This is a genomic window from Ideonella sp. FW305-24 (genome assembly GCF_058788035.1).
Window position 1 is genome coordinate 1 of the sequence record NZ_JBYTAI010000009.1, and the last position, 16,572, is coordinate 16,572.

Genomic DNA, 16,572 nt, shown 5'->3' on the forward strand with positions numbered 1-16,572 from the left:
TGATCTGGGCCGAGTTCACGCGGCTGCGCTCGCCGGTTTCCTTGTCGGTGACGTCGAACGAGCGGCGATAGCCGGTGATCTGGACCTTGGCCCGCACGATCTCGCCGGCCGCGCCGGCCAGCTTGTTCTCGCTGCGGAGTTCGATCACGCCGCCTGGCGTGAACTCGTCCACCTGCGGCAGTGCGACCACTGTCAGCCAGCGCCGGCCCTGCTGGGTGCTGATGCTTCGTTGGGAAACTGCCTTGCCGGCTATCAAGGCCTGGCCTGTGGAAAGGCCGCCTGGTGCGGCTTGTTGCGTCACGCTCATAATTCGGTTCACCTCATTTGAGAACGTTCACAAGAGTTATGAACAGACCGAATTGGATGAAGAAAGGCGCATCCCATGCAGGACTGGAAAGACCTTATAGACAGAGCGTCTGATTTATGCGGGGGTCAAAACAAACTCGCCGCGAGGCTGGGCACTTCGCCAGGCGCGTTATCGAGTTGCAAGTCCGGAAAACGCTCGATGCCGGAAGATCAAATCGAGATCCTCGCGAGCCTCTTGGAGGCAAATCCGGCAGAGCTTTGGATGTCACAGATGCAGCGCCGAAACCCGTTTCTAAACCAGGCGGCGGCCACCCTAGGCACCCTCTTCCTGGGGGCGTTTTTATCCGCCTCGCTTCCCAGCGATGCGCACGCTTCTGCTGCGAAGCAGGGGGCTTCAGCGTGTAACAGTCTGTATATTATGTCAAATTATGCAGAACCTGCAATCCATCGGATGTCGCGCGGCCCATGAGGAAAATTTCCACCCGCGGAAGGCATCTGACCTTGCGACCTGCTCAGCGCACCACGCCAAAGTACTGAATCAACGCACGCGCTTGATCGGCCTCTGTGGCCAGGCGCTGGGTGCGGCGCCGTGAGCCTTCGGTGGTGATCAGGATGTGGTCGCTCAGGCTGATGCGCCCACCAGGAATGGCCTTGGAGCAGATGATCTTGCGGCTGAAGTGCGACGCGGGCGAGCTCTGGTGGAAGCGGCACATGGCTTCGAAGGCCGCCAGTGGCTGCGGCTGCAAAGACAGCAGGAACACCGGCCTGGGCTTGGGCGCTGCGACTTCGCTCGAATCGGTGGCGCGCATCAGCAGCAGGTTTTCGCCCTCCGGCTGTAGGTGGTAGACGTCCTTGCCCTGCCGGTGCGTGTCGGTGCTGCCAATGCGCAGCGGCTGCATGTACGAGTCGCCAAAGCCGACATCAACCAGGTAGCGCGAACCGTCCAGCGTCACCTGCAGCGCCATGTGGTCGAAAGCCGGCCCGGGTTTGCCGTCTGCGCCATGCACCTGGGCAGACAGGAACACCACCTCGAAGCCCAGTGCCTGCAGCAGCCAGCCGAACAAGCCGTTCAGCTCGTAGCAGATGCCGCCGCGCCGGCGCTCGACAATCTTGTTGTACTGGCCTTCCGGGTCCAGGTGCAGCGGCGGTCCGCCGTGGATGTCCAGGTTCTCGAAAGGCACGGCCAACAGATGGGCGAGCTGCAGGCCGGCAAGCGTGTCCAGGTTCAACTCAAGCGGACCGGTGTAACCGAACCGCGCCAAGTACTTCTCTTTGTTCATTCACCCTGTTTCCTTGAGCAGGCCGGCAAGCGCCAGCCTCGGAAAAAATCATAAGGCGCGGCCTGCCGCGCCAGGGTGAATGCCTGCCGGTTTGCAGACTAGCCGCAACAGTCGTTCTAGGGTGTTGAAAACCGTAGAGCGCTCAAAGCTGGCTCATGCCGCCGTCCACGATGATTTCGGTGCCGACGATGAAGGCCGATTCCTTGGCCGCCAGGTGCAGCACGGTCGAGGCAATCTCGGCTGGCAGGCCGAAGCGGCCCAGCGGCACCTGGCCCTGGATTTGCGCGGCAACGGTGTCCAGCGTGGCGGCGTCCATGCCCAGCTTGCCGTACAGCGGCGTGCTCACCGGGCCAGGGCTGACCACGTTGACCCGCACGCCAAGCGGCAGCAGTTCGGCTGACAGCGTCTTGGCCAATGAGATCAGCGCGGCCTTGCTGGCGGCATAGATCGACGAGTTCGGCATGCCGATGTGGGCGTTGATCGAACCGTTCAGCACGATGGACGCGCCCGGGTTCAGCAGCGGCACCAGGGCCTGGATCTGGAAGAAGGCGCCCTTCACGTTGGCGTTGAAGATGCGGTCCCAGAGGCCTTCGTCAGCGTCTGCCAGGCTGGCGAACTGGGCGGTGCCGGCATTGATGAAGATGGCATCCAGTCGAACATGTTGTTCGGCCAAGGTGCGCGCCAGCGCCTTCGCGTCCGCAAGGTCGGCAGCATCGCTGCGCAGGCCTTGGGCGGTCGCGCCGAGTTGCGCAAGGGCCTGGTCGATCAGCGCCTGGTCTCGGCCGGTGACGATGACGCGGGCGCCTTCGTTGGCAAATGCCTGGGCGGTGGCCAGGCCGATGCCGCTGGTGCCGCCGGTGACGAGGACGGTGCTGTTGGTGAAACGGGTCATGGTGAAGCTCCTGTTGGGGTTTGCGCGGCGGGATGCCGTGCCGTCATGGTCTGTTTTTCAGGGGCCGCTGCCGTACCATCGCTTCGACGCAAACGTTCGACGGAGTTGCACATGTTGTCGGAGGACGAACTGGCGCTGCTGGAAGCCATCAAGGCCACCGGCAGCCTGACGCGCGCCGCCGCCAAGCTGGGCAAGGCACCGTCGACCCTCTCGCACGCGGCCCGGCAGCTGGAAAACCGCTTCGACGCGCTGCTGTTCGACCGGCGCCGCTACCGGCTGCAGCTCACGCAGGCCGGCCAGCTGCTGGTCCAGGAGGCCGGGCGCATCCGAGAAGACGTTTCCAGGCTGACACGTCGCGTCAAGCAGGTGGCCGGCGGCTGGGAAGATCGGCTTTGGATCGTCACCGACGAGCTGCTGGAATTCGAAACGCTGCTTCCGGTCATCCGCGATTTCGACGCGCTGGCTTCGGGTGTGTCGCTGCGCATCACGCACGAGGTGCTGGGCGGCACCTGGGAGGCGCTGCGCGAGGGCCGGGCCGACCTGGTGATTGGCGCGACCAATGAGCCACCCGTCATTGCCGGCCTGCAATGGGCGGAGCTGGGCAGCATGGCCTGGGTGTTCGCAGTCTCGCCGCGCCATGCGCTGGCTCAGGCAGCAGAGCCGCTGGACCCGGCGGCGGTGGCGGCACACCGCTCAGTCGTCGTCGGCGACAGCTCGCGCCAGTCGGTCGGCCGCAGCTATGGCGTGCTGGGCGGCCAGCCAACGCTGGCGGTACCGTCGATGCGGGCCAAGATCCGCGCGCAGTGCGAAAGTCTGGGCGTGGGCTGGCTGCCTCGGCAACGCGTGGCTTCCTTGCTGGCGCGGGGCTTGCTCGTTGAGAAGCAGGTGGCGCAGCCGCGTGACCCGAACCTGCTGTACCTTGGCTGGCGCGGCGAGGCGCAGGGCCGGGCGCTGAACTGGTGGCTGGAAAAGCTGCGCGAACCGCGGCTGGCGCAGCGCCTGGTCGATGGCCTTGATGCCGCTGCGGCTTGAGGCTTGCTGTTCCAATCGAGGCTGTCGCTTCCCTTCCCCGCTGTTCCTGTGTGAGTCCCCCCGTGAAAGACCTGATCGCCCTGCTGTTGCAACACGGCGTGTTGCTGGTGTTCCTGGTCACGCTGGCCGCGCGTGCCGGTGCGCCTTTTCCGGCGGCGCCTCTGCTGGTGGTGGCGGGCGGCCTGTCGGCGGGCGGGCTCCTCTCCAGCAGCGGCACGGTGATGGCCTCGCTGCTGGCCAACCTGGCGGGCGACGCGCTGTGGTTCTGGGGCGGCCAGCGTTTTGGCCACCGCGTGATGCGGCTGCTGTGCCGCATTTCGCTGTCGCCTGACTCCTGCGTGCGCCAGAGCGAATCGCTGATCACGCGTTGGGGCGGCGCTTCGCTGGTGGCCGCCAAATTCGTGCCGGGCATCTCGGTGGTGGCCGCACCCATGGCTGGCGCGCTGCACATGTCCTGGCGCCGCTTCCTGGCTTACGACGCGCTGGCCGGGCTGTTGTGGACGGGGCTGTTCTTCGGCATTGGTCGGGTCTTCAGCAGCCAGATCGAGCAGATCCTCGGTGTGCTGGCCAACACCGGCATGTACGCGCTGGGCTTGCTGGCTGTGCTGCTGGCCGCCGCGGTGGCGCTGCGCTACTGGCGCCGCCGCCGCTTCCTGCTGAACCTGGACATGCCGCGCATCAGCGTCGAAGAGTTGCTGGAACTGATGGCGCAGGAGCAGCCACCGCTGATCGTGGACGTGCGCTCGGCCGGCAGCCAGGCGGCAGACCGCCGACGCATCCCGGGTGCCATGCGCATTGCGCTGCCGGACCTGGCCGAACACGCACCGCGCCTGCCGCGCGACCGCGACATCGTGCTGTATTGCAACTGCCCGAACGACGTGTCCGCCGCGCTCGGCGCACGCACGCTGAGCAGCCATGGCCACACCCGCGCCCGGCCGCTGATCGGCGGCATCAACGCCTGGGAAGCCGCCGGTGCAGACCTGGCCGCACATGACGATGGGGATCAGGCCATGGTGATGGCACCGTCCTGAAGACAACCAGGCTCAGGTGAACGCCGACGAGCCCGCGCGCGTTAGCATCGTTTGTTCCGCACCAAGGTCCGCCATGCAGTCGATGCTTCCCCTCTCGTCGCCCTGCTCCCGCCGCAGTCTCCTCGCCGGTTTCGCCGCCTCGGCACTGGCCGCGGCAACACTGCTGAGCGGCTGCGCCGGCATGGGCAAGCTGGAGAAGATCAAGGTGACGGTGGCCAGCGTAGAGAGCCTGGGCGTGCATGGGTTGGAAGCGCGCTTCGTGGTGAAGCTGCGGGTGCAGAACCCGAACGACATCTCGCTGGACTACGACGGCCTGGCCGTGGACATGGAACTGAACGGCAAGCCGCTGGCCAGTGGCGTGAGCAACGACAAGGGTACGCTGCCGCGCTTTGGTGAAACCGTCGTCACACTGCCGCTCACAGTCTCCACCGTGGCGCTGCTGCGCCAGGCCAGCGAACTCGTCCGCGACAAGGGCGGCCAGAAGGAAGTGCCGTACCTGATCAAGGGCAAGATCGGCGGTGGTCTGTTCGGCACGGTGGAGTTCCACCAGGCGGGCGTGCTGGCCATTCCGCGGCTGTAGGCCCGCAAAGCTGTCCTGCCCCTTCCGGGAGATGGTGTTTCGGGCCGCGGCGCAGCAGAATCGCGCGATGCAAAGCCCTGCCTCGCCCCAAGACACCCCCCTGCTGCTCACCGGCCACACCAAGGACCTGGGTGGCGGTTTCACCGTCAGCCGCCTGCTGCCTTCGGCCAAGCGCCAAGCCGTCGGCCCGTTCCTGTTTTTTGACCACTTCGGTCCGGTGCAGGTGGTGCCCGAGAGCCGGCATGACGTGGGGCCGCATCCGCACATCGGCCTGGCCACGGTGACCTACCTGTTCGAGGGGGCGATGATGCATCGCGACAGCATTGGCTCGGTGCAGCGCATCGAGCCGGGCGCGATCAACTGGATGAGCGCCGGCCGCGGCATCGTGCATTCCGAGCGCCGACCCGAAGACCTGGCGCAGGCGACCTACATGAACCACGGCCTGCAGTTGTGGGCCGCGCTGCCGGCGGCGCATGAAGAAAGCGAGCCGGCGTTTTCGCACACCGCGGCTTCAGAACTGCCAGAGCACACGCTGCCCGGCGGGCACAAGCTGCGCGTGTTGATCGGTGAGGCGCTGGGCTTCAAGTCACCCGTGCAGACCTTCAGCGAAACGCTGTACCTGGACCTGCAACTTGTGCCGGGAGAGACCTTCACACTGCCTGCGCTGGCCGAGGAAATGGCCGTCTACCCGGTCTCCGAGCCGCTGTTGCTGGATGGCCAAGTCGTCGAACCGCGCACGCTGGCCGTTTTGCCCGCCAGCCAGACGGCGACGCTGGCCGGCACGACCGGCCAGGCGCAGCGCGTCATGGTGATTGGCGGCGCGCCGTTGGACGGCCACCGGCTGATCTGGTGGAACTTCGTGTCCACTCAGCGCGAGCGCATCGTCAAGGCGGGCGAGGTATGGGCCGCTGGCGGCATTGGCCATGTGCCGGGCGACGACGAAGGCCGCCTGGTGCTGCCGACGAACCGGCCGCTGCCAGCCTGAATGTGATGCAGGGACGACCGACGCCGATGAGGCGCCGGTCGTTTGGCCTCAGGCCTTGATGAGCTGGCGCAGCACGTAGGGCAGGATGCCGCCGTGGCGGTAGTAATCGACCTCGATCGGTGTGTCGATGCGCAGCGTCAGCAGCAGGTCCTCGACGCTGCCGTCGGCCTTGGTGATGCGCAGGATCACGTCGCGCTGCGGCGAGAGTTCACCGTCGATCACGATGTCAATGGTCTCGTCGCCGACCAGGCCCAGGTTGCCCCAGCTGTCGGTGCCCTTGAACTGCAGCGGCAGCACACCCATGCCGACCAGGTTGGAGCGGTGGATGCGCTCGAAGCTGCGCGCGATCACGGCCTTGATGCCCAGCAACTGCGTGCCCTTGGCCGCCCAGTCGCGGCTGGAGCCGGTGCCGTATTCCTCGCCAGCGAAGATCACTGTGGGCACCTTCGCGGCGATGTACTGCATCGCGGCATCGTAGATGAAGACCTTCGAGCCTTGCGCTGCGCCTGGTAGCTGCAGCAGCGTCCAGCCACCCTCTTCGCGACTGCCGTCCGGCTTGGCCGGGATCATCAGGTTCTTGATGCGCACGTTGGCGAAGGTGCCGCGCATCATCACTTCATGGTGGCCGCGGCGCGAGCCGTAGCTGTTGAAGTCCACCGGCTGGATGCCGCGGCCCTGCAGATACTGGCCCGCCGGTGACGAGGGCTTGATCGAGCCTGCCGGCGAGATGTGGTCGGTGGTGATCGAGTCGCCGAACAAGGCCATGATCTTCGCGCCTTGCACGCCGGCCGCGGTGAACGCCGGCTTGGGCTCGAAATGCTCGAAGAACGGCGGCTGCGCGATGTAGCTGCTCTCGGGCCACTGGTAGACCTGGCCCGAGACGCCCTGGATGCGCTCCCAAAGCTTGCCTGGCTTGTCGGCGATCTGCGCATAGTTGTCGCGGAAGGCCGAAGGGTCCATCGCGTAATTCATCAGCGCCTGCACTTCGCTGCTGCTGGGCCACACGTCGCCCAGGTACACCGGCCTGCCCTTCTTGCCCATGCCCAGCGGCTGGGTCATCAGGTCCACCGTGACGTTGCCGGCAATCGCGTAGGCGACGACCAGCGGCGGCGAGGCCAGGAAGTTGGCCTTGATGTTGGGGTGGATGCGGGCTTCGAAGTTGCGGTTGCCCGAGAGCACGGCCGCGCACACCAGCTCGTTGGTCATGATGACCTCGTTGAGCTGCGGCGTGAGGTCGCCGGCGTTGCCGATGCAGGTGGTGCAGCCGTAGGCAGCCAGGTTGAAGCCCAGCTTTTCCAGGTAGGGCAGCAGGCCGGCGCGGGTGAGGTATTCGGTGACGATGCGCGAGCCGGGTGCCAGCGAGGTCTTGATGTGCGGCGCCACCTTCAACCCGGCCTCCACCGCCTTCTTGGCCAGCAGGCCTGCCGCCAGCATCACGCTGGGGTTGGAGGTGTTGGTGCAGGAGGTGATGGCGGCGATCAGCACGTCGCCGTTGTGGATCTGCAGCTGTTCGTCCGAAGTGGTGAAGGCCTTGGCCAGCTTCTCCGCCGGCTGGTTGAAACCCACCGCAGGGTTCGGGTCGCTGAACAGCTCGGTGAACTTGCTCGAGAGGTTCGTGATCTCGATGCGGTCCTGTGGCCGCTTCGGGCCGGCCAGCGATGGCACGACGCTGCCGAGGTCGAGCTTCACGACGGCCGAGTAGTCGATGTCGCCTGCGCGCGAAACGCCGAACAGCTCCTGCGCCTTGAAGTAGGCCTCCAATGCCTCGATCTCGCTCTTCTTGCGGCCGGTACCGCGGAAGTAGTCCAGCGTGCGCTCGTCGACCGGGAAGAAGCCCATGGTGGCGCCGTATTCGGGCGCCATGTTGCCGATGGTGGCGCGGTCCGGCACGCTGAGGCTGGCCGTGCCTTCACCGAAAAACTCGACGAACTTGCCGACCACCTTCTGCTTGCGCAGGATCTCGGTGATGGTCAGTACCAGGTCGGTGGCCGTCACGCCTTCGCGCAACTCGCCGCTGAGCTCGAAGCCGACCACGTCCGGCGTCAGGAAATACACCGGCTGGCCCAGCATGCCGGCCTCGGCCTCGATGCCGCCCACGCCCCAGCCGACCACGCCGATGCCGTTGATCATCGTGGTGTGGCTGTCGGTACCGACCAGGGTGTCGGGGTAGTAGACCTGCGCGCCCTTCTTGCCGGTCTTGTGCACGCCGCGCGCCAGGTATTCCAGGTTCACCTGATGCACGATGCCAAAGCCAGGCGGCACGACGCCGAAGGTGTCGAAGGCCTGCATGCCCCACTTCATGAACTCGTAGCGTTCGCGGTTGCGCTGGAACTCCAGCTGCATGTTCAGGTCCAGCGATTTCTTGCTGCCGAAGTAGTCGATCATCACCGAGTGATCGACCACCAGGTCCACCGGCACCAGCGGCTCGATCAGCTTCGGGTCGCGGCCGAGCTTGGCCGCGGCGTTGCGCATCGCGCCCAGGTCGGCCAGCAGCGGCACGCCGGTGAAGTCCTGCAGCACCACGCGGGCGACGACAAACGGGATCTCTTCATTGCGCGGCGCATGCGGCTGCCAGGTGGCCAACTGCTTCACATGCTCAGGGGCGACACGCTTGTTGTCGCAGTGGCGCAGCACCGCTTCGAGCACGATGCGCAGCGACACCGGCAGGCGCTTCACGCCGGGAAACTTTTCGGTCAGTTTCGGCAGCGAATAGAACAGGCCTTTGCGGCCCGATGCGGTTTCAAACTCGTCCAGGGTCTCGGCAAACGGGTGCGCGGTCTCTACAGGCATGGGCTCTCTCCGGGCTGCGGACAGCGGCAGCCATCCGTTCAACGGCCTAGCTTACCGAGAAACTCGGCCTTGCGTCATGCCCGGCCTGGTACCACCCCGAAAGAGACAGGCCGGGCTGTGCCCATTGGCCTGTGACGCATGTGGCGCCACAAAAGCAAAGGGCCACCCAAAGGTGACCCCAGACTTCCGTTCACACCAATTTCGGTGGTGCAACGGGTACTTCGACGCCGGTAACGGGTTCCGGTCTCTGCCCAGTGCTGCAGTCGGTTTGTCGTCTCAGTGGTGCCCATTGTGCGGCGAAGTCGATGACCGGATCGTGACATGAAGCAAGGAAACACAAACCAGTTCCTGCTCATGCCGGCCGACAGCTGCCGACAAGGTTCTGGAGCGGTGATTGCCGAACCGCAGGAGACTGCCTCTGCGAGCTTGTTGGGGAGGTAGGCCGGCGTGCCGAGGTGGGTCAGGCGTTGAGGGCCTGCGCCCGCTCCTGGTGGCGAAGCAGCACCATGGTGCGGCCCTGCAGCGGGTAGCTGCCGCCGCCGTTGCGCGGCACCGCATCGGCGGGCAATCCATCTGCTTCGAAGGTGTCGATCAGCACCTCCCAGCCGGGCGGGTCGCATGGCGGCAGCTGAAAGTCGATGCGTTCGTGGTGGGCGTTGAACAGCAGCACCAGGTCGTCGTCGTTGATGGGCCGGCCCTTTTCGTCGGATTCTGCCAACCCGCGGCCGGAGAGGCGCACGCCCAGGCAACGTGCATGCGATTCGGCCCATTGTGCGTGGGTCATTTCCAGCCCGTCCGGCCGCAGCCACTGCATGTCCTTGGCCCCGTCTTCCTCCAGCTCGATGCCGCGGAAGAAAGTGCGTCGGCGAAACAACGGATGCGCGCTGCGCAATGCCGCCAGACGTTGGGTGAAGGCCAGCAGGGCCTCTCCTGGGCCGTCCAGTTCCCAGTCCAGCCAGGAGACTTCGTTGTCCTGGCAGTAGGCGTTGTTGTTGCCATGCTGGGTGCGGCCCATTTCGTCGCCTGCGCACAGCATGGGCACGCCTTGCGAAAAGAACAGCGTGGCCAGCAGGTTGCGCTTCTGCTGCTCGCGCAGCTGCAGCACGGCAGGGTCGTCGGTCGGGCCCTCGGCGCCGCAGTTCCAGCTGTGGTTGTTGGAGTCGCCGTCGCGGTTGTCCTCGCCGTTGGCCTCGTTGTGCTTGTCGTTGTAGCTGACCAGGTCGTGCAGTGTGAAGCCGTCGTGTGCGGTCACGAAGTTGACGCTGGCGCTGGGGCCACGGCCGCCGGCGGCATACAGGTCGCTGGAGCCGCTGAGCCGGTAGGCCAGCTCACCAATCACACCGCCCTCGCCTTTCCAGTATGCGCGGATCACGTCGCGGTACTTGCCGTTCCATTCGGTCCAGCCAGTGGGGAAACCGCCGACCTGGTAGCCCCCGTCGCCCACGTCCCAGGGCTCGGCAATGAGCTTCACGCCAGAGATCACCGGGTCCTGGCGGATGACGGCGAAGAAGCTGCTGCGGGTGTCGAAGCCATGCGGTTCACGACCCAGCGCGCTGGCCAGGTCGAAGCGGAAGCCGTCCACGTGCATCTCGGTGATCCAGTAGCGCAGGCTGTCCATGATGAGGCGCAGCGCGGCGGTGCTGCCACTGTCCAGCGTATTGCCGCAGCCAGTGGTGTCCATGTAGTGCCGCTCGTCGCCCTGCATCAGCCGGTAGTAGCTGGCGTTGTCGATGCCCTTGAAGCTGAACATCGGGCCCTGGTGGTTGCCTTCGGCGGTGTGGTTGAAGACCACGTCCAGGATGACCTCGATGCCTGCATCGTGCAGCGTGCGCACCATCGACTTGAACTCGCCGATTTCGCCGCTGGCGCTGTAGCGCGAGTCTGGCGCGAAGAAGCCGATCGAGTTGTAGCCCCAGTAGTTGCGCAAGCCCCGCTCGACCAGGTGCCTGTCGTCGACGAAGGTGTGCACCGGCATCAGCTCCAAACTGGTCACGCCCAGGGCCTTCAGGTGTTCGACCACCGCCGGGCAGGCCAGTCCGGCGTAGGTGCCGCGCAGCTGTTCCGGCACGCCAGGATGGCGCATGGTCAAGCCCTTCACATGGGCCTCGTAGATCACCGTGTCGCTCCACGGCACGCGTGGCGGTTTGTCATGGCCCCAGGTGAAGGCATCGTCGATGACCATGCTCTTGGGCATGCCGCCGGCGCTGTCGCGGGTGTCCATGGCCATGTCTTCGCGGCGGCTGCCCAGGCGGTAGCCGAACTGTGCGTCCGACCAGGCGAGTTCGCCGGCAATGCGCTTGGCATACGGGTCCAGCAGCAGCTTGTTCGGGTTGAAGCGGTGGCCCCTGGCCGGTGCATAGCTGCCGTGCACCCGGTAGCCGTAGAGCAGGCCTGGGCGCGCTGCCGGCAGGTAGCCATGCCAGACATGGTCGGTGCGTTCGGTGAGTTCCACCCTGCCAATCTCGCGCCGCCCCTTGGGATCGAACAGGCACAACTCGACCCGCGAGGCATGCTGTGAGTAGAGCGCGAAATTGACACCCGCGCCGTCCCAGCTTGCGCCCAGGGGCGATGGCCGGCCGCGCCAGACGGCCAGCGAGCCGCCCAGCAAACGTGGAGCCGCGCGTTGTTGCGCGCTGCGTGTTTCGAGACCCATGAACGCTCCTCCCTTTGAGCTGTGTCCGCAAATGCTGTGATGCAGCAAACACGCTAAGGGTGGCGGCGATCAATGGCCGCGGGGCAAACGCGCAAAGTGCTGTCGGTCTTCGCCTACTTGCAGCGCGCCAGGGTGCGGCTACGCTGAGGGCTGCCGCCATGCGCAGAGAGCGGCCCAAGCAGTCGGGGTCCGGCGTTTTCCGGCATGCCGATTGCCGTTTCTGCAATGCTTTGAAACTTTGCACGCCAGCAGTTTCGGCGCCACACAAGCCACCCTTTGTTGGGACAGGACAGGAGACTGCAATGCCCGTCGCCTTTTACGAGCAAGACCTGAAGAACCCGGTGCACCTGAGTGCGCACGATCCGGCCCAAGCCGACTACTGGGCGAGCCGTCTCGGCGTTTCGGTGCCTGAGCTGCGCCAGGCGGTCGATGCGGTCGGCACGGCACTGCACGCCGTGCAGCAATACCTGGGTTGTGCCGACAGCCCATCGCTGGGCTGGGCACCACCCGGCACCACGCTGACGCTGGGCCCGCCGATCAATCGGCGACGCTGAAGCGATGTGGGCCGCTCAGGCCAGCACTTTCAGCAGCCAGCGGTTCAGGTCTTCGATCTCCGGGCCGCAGACCGAGTGTTCCATCGGGTAGGTGTGCCACTCGACCGGGTAGCCCAGCGACTGCAGCGTGTCGTGCGCCGCCTGTCCGCGAGCGAGCGGCACGACCGGGTCGTACCGGCCGTGCGCAAGGAACAGCGGCACGTCCGCATTGGCGCTGCTTCGCTCGGCGGCGGTGGTTTCCGACAGTGGCAGGTAGCCCGACAGGCCGACGATGCCGGCCAGCCGCTGCGGCGCGCGCAGGCCGGTCAGCAGGCTCATCGCGCAACCTTGCGAAAAGCCCATCAGCACGATGCGGTTCGCAGGAATGCCGCGCTCGACTTCGCGGTCCACCAAGGCCTGGACCGACAGCAGGGAGCCGCGCAGCCCGGCCTCGTCTTCGCGCCGCACCAGGTCGCTGCCGCGTATGTCGTACCAGGCTCGCATGCGCATGCCGTTGTTCCAGGTGACAGGGATCACCGGCGCATGCGGGAACACGAAGCGGACCGGGCCGACCGCGGACAGGTCGAGTTCCTGCGCGATCGGGACGAAGTCGTTGCCATCGGCACCGAGGCCGTGCAGCACGATGATGCTGGCAACGGGGAAGTCGCCAGATTGCATTTCAAGGGTTTCAAGCGCCATGGCGCCAGCATAGCGCGCAGCGGCCTGAAACCCGGCGGAGCGTTGGGCTCAGGCCGCCAGTGCGGCGTCGATCGCGGCGATCAGCGCCGGATGGTCCGGCGCCACGTCCGGTGCAAAGCGGGCCAGGACCTGGCCGTCGCGGCCGATCAGGAACTTCTCGAAGTTCCACAGCACATCGGTCGGCGCCTTGGGCAGCATGTTGTACTTGGTCAGCGCGGTCGTCAGCTTGTCGTCGCCCGAGGGCTGGGCCGTTGGCTGTGCTTCGATGAGCGCGGCATACAGCGGGTGGCGCGGCGCGCTGTTGACCTGCAGCTTGCTGAACAGCGGAAAGCTCACGCCATAGTTCAGGTCGCAGAAGGCGGCGATCTCGGCTTCGGTGCCCGGCTCCTGGGCGCCGAAATCGTTGGACGGGAAACCCAGTACCTGCAGGCCCTGCGCCTTGTGCTGCTCGAACAGCGCTTCCAGCCCCTTGTACTGCGGCGTGAGGCCGCATTGGGAAGCCACGTTGACGATCAGCAGCACCTGGCCGGCATATTCGCCCAGCGTGGTGGGTGTGCCGTCGATGCGTTGCAGGGGAATGCTTTGAAGCTTGCTGCTCATGGGGCTTGTCCTGTCCTTGAAGTGGGGCGGCGCAGGTTAGCCTGAAGGCAGCGTGTGGTGTTGTCGGCGGACTGAACGTCCCTGCCGGCAGCCGGTGCAAACCGTGAGCGGTACTCGAAAAGGTACTTCAATGCGCCGGCCGAAGAAACTCGACGCGGAAATGAAAAACGGGTCCCGAAGGACCCGTTTTTACTCTCGTAGGTTGGCGGAGACGAAGGGATTCGAACCCTTGATGGAGTTTTAAGCCCCATACTCCCTTAGCAGGGGAGCACCTTCGGCCACTCGGTCACGTCTCCAACCTAAGCTCGCATTCTAGCCACAAAAACAGTGGTTTCTAAAGAAAACGCCGGGCCGCTCCCAAGTTTTCTTTACCCCCTCGGGGGGCCTGCCGCAGAGCGGCAGGTTCGGGGGCACCAGTTCAGCTCATGTTCTCGGCGACCGGAGAATTGTCTGCGTCGAGATCGAAGGCCTTGTGCAGCGCGCGCACCGCCAGCTCCATGTACTTCTCGTCGATCACGACGGAAGTCTTGATTTCGCTGGTCGTGATCATCTGGATGTTGATGCCCTCTTCGCTCAGCGTGCGGAACATCTTGCTGGCCACGCCCACGTGGCTGCGCATGCCGATGCCGACGATGGAGACCTTGCAGATCTTCGGGTCGCCCAGCACGGTGGCGGCACCGGTGGCCGGTGCGACCTTGTTCTTCAACAAGTCCATCGTGCGCTGGAAATCATTGCGGTGCACGGTGAACGAGAAGTCGGTCTTGCCGTCGTGCGAGACGTTCTGGATGATCACGTCCACATCGATGTTGGCCTCGGCGACGTCGCCGAGGATCTGGTACGCGATGCCAGGCTTGTCAGGCACGCCCATCACGGTGACCTTGGCTTCATCGCGGTTGAAGGCGATGCCCGAGACAACGGCTTGTTCCATCTTTTCGTCTTCCTCGAAAGTGATCAGGGTGCCCGACTTGGCTTCTTCGTCAATGTTGATGTCCCAGGGCGTGAAGCTGGACAGCACGCGCAGCGGCACGCGGTACTTGCCGGCGAATTCCACCGAGCGGATCTGCAGCACCTTGGAGCCCAGGCTCGCCATTTCCAGCATTTCCTCGAAGCTCACGGTGTGCAGCCGGCGCGCTTCGGGCACCACACGGGGGTCGGTGGTGTAGACACCATCGACGTCGGTGTAGATCAGGCATTCGGCCGCCTTCAGCGCGGCGGCGATGGCGACGGCGGAAGTGTCAGAGCCGCCGCGGCCCAGCGTCGTGACGTTCTGGTCTTCGTCGATGCCCTGGAAGCCAGTGATGACGACCACCTTGCCGGCGGCCAGGTCGGCACGCACGCGTGCATCGTCGATGCTCTGGATGCGGGCCTTGGTGTAGGACGAATCGGTCTTCACCGGCACCTGCCAGCCGTTGTAGCTGATCGCGTCCATGCCTTCGGCTTGCAGTGCCAGCGACAGCAGGCCCACCGAGACCTGTTCACCGGTGCAGGCAATCATGTCCAGCTCGCGCAGCATGGCGGGCGTTTGCTGGGCGGGCGACAACTCCTTGGCCAGTCCCAGCAGGCGGTTGGTTTCGCCGCTCATGGCCGAGGGCACGACCACCATCTGGTGCCCGGCGCGGGCCCATTTGGCAACGCGTTTGGCGACGTTGCGAATGCGCTCCGTCGAGCCCATTGATGTGCCACCGTACTTGTGAACGATCAAAGCCATGTGAGGATGCCAAAGTAGCTGAACAAGCCGCCGCGAAGGCTTGGCTGCGCATGCGGTGGGCGGTGACCGGCATGGCCACGCGAAACCCTACATTCTAGCGGTTGCCATCTGTCGAATTCCCGGGCAGAGGCTTGCTTGGCAAATGGCGAAGCCTTGCTTGCCGCGCCGTCGTTTACGCGGGCTCTGCCGGCTCAGCCAGCCATTCAGGCCGCAGCTGCGGCTCACCCGGCGCAGCCAACGCCCTGGCGTCCACACCCAATCCCGGCACGAACAAAAGCTGACCGCCCGCGCCGTACAGCAGCGGCGCCTGCCGCGCCCAGGCCGGCACCGCCGCAGCCTGGAACTGTTTTTTCAGTGCACGCAGCGTGCTGCGCGGTGCCCGCTGGAATTGCTCGCCGCCGGTTCGCGCCGCGAGGCATGCGCCGGCCAGCAAGGCGAGCGGAACGCCGCCTTCGCTGGCGGCGCTGAGCCTGAGGCGGCCTTGCCAAGCCGGGGCACGCCATTCGCCCGGCTCGACCACCTGGGGCAATCGCAGCGATGCGGCCTCGACGACCCTGTTGAGCGGCAAGCTGAGCGGCTGCAGCATGCCGCGGTAAAGCCTCAATTCCGAATCGGGTCCCAGCGGCCACCTGCCCTGCCTGGCGCGCGGCAGTTCCGCCAGCAGGCGCGCCACCAGGCTGTCCGGCACATCGGCCTGACGATGCTGCAACCAGGCCTGCAATGAAAATCGCCGGCGGGCCGGTGAGAGACACAGCCAAGCCTGCATCGGCAGCCCGGCCTGGCTCGCGCCCATTGCCGCCAGGTCTTGCGCAGCCACCTCGTGGATCAGCGCTGCGGCGGCCTGGGCTTGCTCGGCCAAGCGCTGCAGCTGCTGCTCGGCCTGCGGAAATGCCTGGTTCAGCGCCGGCAACACCTGATGCCGCAAGCGATTGCGGTCGAAGCGGGTGTCGTGGTTGCTGCTGTCCTCGATGTGCCGCAGCCGGTGGCGCCGCACATAGTCTTCGATGGCCTGCGCCGGCTGTTGCAGCCACGGGCGAGCCCAGACGATGCCTTCGCGCTCAATCAGGCCGGGCATGGCCGACAGGCCAGCAGGCCCCGCCCCGCGCATGGCTTGCAGCAACACGGTTTCTGCCTGGTCGCGCTGGTGATGGGCCAGCAGTACCAGGCCTGCGCCATGCGCCTTGGCCATGCGGGCCAGCGCCTCATAGCGCTCGCGCCGGGCCCAGGCTTCGATGCTTTGCCCGGGCGAAGGCGAGCCACTCAGCCGGGCGGCGTCAAAACGAAGATGGGGATGGCGGCTGCGCCAGCGCCGGCATTGCGCCGCGAGATGGGCGAGCCATGCGTCCGCCTGAGGCATCAGCCCATGATGCACATGCAGGGCCAGCACCTGCAGGCCGCTGCCGGCTGCCTGCCGCAAGGTCGCGTGCAGCAAGGCGGTAGAGTCGCGCCCGCCACTGGTGGCGACCGCCACCACGGGCAGCGT

The 16,572-nt window shown here is 65.8% G+C and carries 14 protein-coding genes and 1 tRNA gene; 5 read left to right on the forward strand and 10 right to left on the reverse strand.

Features of this window, described 5'->3' with window-relative positions:
- From AC3WR5_RS22185 to AC3WR5_RS22195, 3 genes are all read right to left on the reverse strand, one after another.
- Positions 1-301, reverse strand: a 301-nt coding sequence (locus AC3WR5_RS22185; RefSeq protein ID WP_492487217.1) for a hypothetical protein, incomplete at its 3' end; no start/stop codon positions are given.
- A 517-nt stretch (positions 302-818) separates the two neighbouring features.
- Positions 819-1,586, reverse strand: coding sequence for an arylamine N-acetyltransferase family protein (locus tag AC3WR5_RS22190; protein WP_492487219.1), 768 nt, complete (start codon positions 1,584-1,586; stop codon positions 819-821).
- 142 nt (positions 1,587-1,728) lie between these two features.
- Positions 1,729-2,478, reverse strand: coding sequence for an SDR family oxidoreductase (locus AC3WR5_RS22195; protein WP_492487221.1), 750 nt, complete (start codon positions 2,476-2,478; stop codon positions 1,729-1,731).
- 111 nt (positions 2,479-2,589) lie between these two features.
- On the opposite strand from AC3WR5_RS22195, the gene AC3WR5_RS22200 reads away from it, so the two are divergent.
- From AC3WR5_RS22200 to AC3WR5_RS22215, 4 genes are all read left to right on the forward strand, one after another.
- Positions 2,590-3,510, forward strand: a complete 921-nt coding sequence (locus tag AC3WR5_RS22200) for a LysR family transcriptional regulator (protein ID WP_492487223.1) — start codon at positions 2,590-2,592, stop codon at positions 3,508-3,510.
- 62 nt (positions 3,511-3,572) lie between these two features.
- A complete protein-coding gene (locus tag AC3WR5_RS22205) occupies positions 3,573-4,541 on the forward strand; it encodes a DedA family protein/thiosulfate sulfurtransferase GlpE (RefSeq protein ID WP_492487224.1) in 969 nt (322 codons plus the stop codon).
- A 73-nt stretch (positions 4,542-4,614) separates the two neighbouring features.
- Complete coding sequence (locus AC3WR5_RS22210) at positions 4,615-5,121, forward strand: LEA/WHy family protein (RefSeq protein WP_492487225.1); 507 nt, start codon at positions 4,615-4,617, stop codon at positions 5,119-5,121.
- A gap of 67 nt (positions 5,122-5,188) precedes the next feature.
- Positions 5,189-6,106: a pirin family protein gene (locus tag AC3WR5_RS22215; protein ID WP_492487226.1), complete on the forward strand. Its 918-nt coding sequence runs from the start codon at positions 5,189-5,191 to the stop codon at positions 6,104-6,106.
- A 48-nt stretch (positions 6,107-6,154) separates the two neighbouring features.
- Here the strand turns inward: AC3WR5_RS22215 and acnA are convergent, their stop codons facing one another.
- On the reverse strand, positions 6,155-8,896 hold the full coding sequence (acnA, locus tag AC3WR5_RS22220) for an aconitate hydratase AcnA (protein WP_492487228.1): 2,742 nt from the start codon (positions 8,894-8,896) through the stop codon (positions 6,155-6,157).
- A 460-nt stretch (positions 8,897-9,356) separates the two neighbouring features.
- Positions 9,357-11,549 carry a glycogen debranching protein GlgX gene (glgX, locus tag AC3WR5_RS22225; protein WP_492487230.1) on the reverse strand — a complete coding sequence of 731 codons (2,193 nt, stop codon included), beginning with the start codon at positions 11,547-11,549 and terminating at the stop codon, positions 9,357-9,359.
- A gap of 302 nt (positions 11,550-11,851) precedes the next feature.
- On the opposite strand from glgX, the gene AC3WR5_RS22230 reads away from it, so the two are divergent.
- Entirely contained in the window at positions 11,852-12,103 is a 252-nt protein-coding gene (locus tag AC3WR5_RS22230; protein WP_141284461.1) for a DUF3606 domain-containing protein, read from the forward strand.
- A gap of 15 nt (positions 12,104-12,118) precedes the next feature.
- On the opposite strand, the gene AC3WR5_RS22235 is transcribed toward AC3WR5_RS22230, so the two are convergent.
- From AC3WR5_RS22235 to tilS, 5 genes are all read right to left on the reverse strand, one after another.
- The gene (locus tag AC3WR5_RS22235; protein ID WP_492487232.1) at positions 12,119-12,781 is read right to left on the reverse strand and encodes an alpha/beta hydrolase; all 663 of its coding nucleotides are present in this window, start codon (positions 12,779-12,781) and stop codon (positions 12,119-12,121) included.
- Positions 12,782-12,829: 48 nt separating this feature from the next.
- Positions 12,830-13,381 carry a glutathione peroxidase gene (locus AC3WR5_RS22240; protein WP_492487235.1) on the reverse strand — a complete coding sequence of 184 codons (552 nt, stop codon included), beginning with the start codon at positions 13,379-13,381 and terminating at the stop codon, positions 12,830-12,832.
- Positions 13,382-13,584: 203 nt separating this feature from the next.
- Positions 13,585-13,677: transfer RNA gene (locus tag AC3WR5_RS22245), tRNA-Ser, on the reverse strand.
- Positions 13,678-13,799: 122 nt separating this feature from the next.
- Positions 13,800-15,089 (reverse strand): aspartate kinase, encoded by a 1,290-nt coding sequence (locus tag AC3WR5_RS22250; RefSeq protein WP_492487237.1) that lies wholly within the window; start codon positions 15,087-15,089, stop codon positions 13,800-13,802.
- A 172-nt stretch (positions 15,090-15,261) separates the two neighbouring features.
- The gene (tilS, locus tag AC3WR5_RS22255) at positions 15,262-16,560 is read right to left on the reverse strand and encodes a tRNA lysidine(34) synthetase TilS (protein WP_492487239.1); all 1,299 of its coding nucleotides are present in this window, start codon (positions 16,558-16,560) and stop codon (positions 15,262-15,264) included.
- Positions 16,561-16,572: the final 12 nt, after the last annotated feature.

Excerpts from the sequence above, each read along its gene's own strand:
- AC3WR5_RS22230 (WP_141284461.1), top strand. The coding sequence starts at position 11,852 with ATGCCCGTCGCCTTTTACGAGCAAGACCTGAAGAACCCGGTGCACCTG.
- glgX (WP_492487230.1), bottom strand. The coding sequence starts at position 11,549 with ATGGGTCTCGAAACACGCAGCGCGCAACAACGCGCGGCTCCACGTTTG.
- AC3WR5_RS22200 (WP_492487223.1), top strand. The coding sequence starts at position 2,590 with ATGTTGTCGGAGGACGAACTGGCGCTGCTGGAAGCCATCAAGGCCACC.
- acnA (WP_492487228.1), bottom strand. The coding sequence starts at position 8,896 with ATGCCTGTAGAGACCGCGCACCCGTTTGCCGAGACCCTGGACGAGTTT.
- AC3WR5_RS22190 (WP_492487219.1), bottom strand. The coding sequence starts at position 1,586 with ATGAACAAAGAGAAGTACTTGGCGCGGTTCGGTTACACCGGTCCGCTT.
- AC3WR5_RS22235 (WP_492487232.1), bottom strand. The coding sequence starts at position 12,781 with ATGGCGCTTGAAACCCTTGAAATGCAATCTGGCGACTTCCCCGTTGCC.
- AC3WR5_RS22215 (WP_492487226.1), top strand. The coding sequence starts at position 5,189 with ATGCAAAGCCCTGCCTCGCCCCAAGACACCCCCCTGCTGCTCACCGGC.
- AC3WR5_RS22195 (WP_492487221.1), bottom strand. The coding sequence starts at position 2,478 with ATGACCCGTTTCACCAACAGCACCGTCCTCGTCACCGGCGGCACCAGC.
- AC3WR5_RS22210 (WP_492487225.1), top strand. The coding sequence starts at position 4,615 with ATGCAGTCGATGCTTCCCCTCTCGTCGCCCTGCTCCCGCCGCAGTCTC.
- AC3WR5_RS22250 (WP_492487237.1), bottom strand. The coding sequence starts at position 15,089 with ATGGCTTTGATCGTTCACAAGTACGGTGGCACATCAATGGGCTCGACG.
- AC3WR5_RS22240 (WP_492487235.1), bottom strand. The coding sequence starts at position 13,381 with ATGAGCAGCAAGCTTCAAAGCATTCCCCTGCAACGCATCGACGGCACA.